The sequence below is a fragment of the Bacillus sp. SIMBA_154 genome (assembly GCF_046536015.1).
GTDB lineage: Bacteria > Bacillota > Bacilli > Bacillales > Bacillaceae > Bacillus > Bacillus pumilus_P.
Genome location: NZ_JAWJBV010000702.1, coordinates 1 through 233, shown reverse-complemented (window position 1 = coordinate 233; position 233 = coordinate 1). Strand labels below are relative to the sequence as shown.

The 233-nt window shown below is 40.8% G+C and carries 1 pseudogene; it reads left to right on the top strand.

Annotated elements, in window-relative coordinates:
• Nucleotides 1-233, top strand: a pseudogene (locus tag R0K30_RS23680) (hypothetical protein); the annotation flags it as partial.

Genomic DNA, 233 nt, shown 5'->3' with positions numbered 1-233 from the left:
AGCAACATTTAGACGTGCCAATTTAGAAGCTGACTCTGCGAGTCAAACTTATGAAGTGCGATTTGCATTTGCTGTACCAAATAACCTTAATATATTGCCAGGTATGAATGCCAGTCTAAAACTCACACGTGAAGCCAGCTCAGCATCCACTCGTTTATTAGTGCCAACCTTTGCTATTTTTGAACAAAATGGTGAACACTTTGTATGGACGGTTGACGCTCAAACTATGCAAG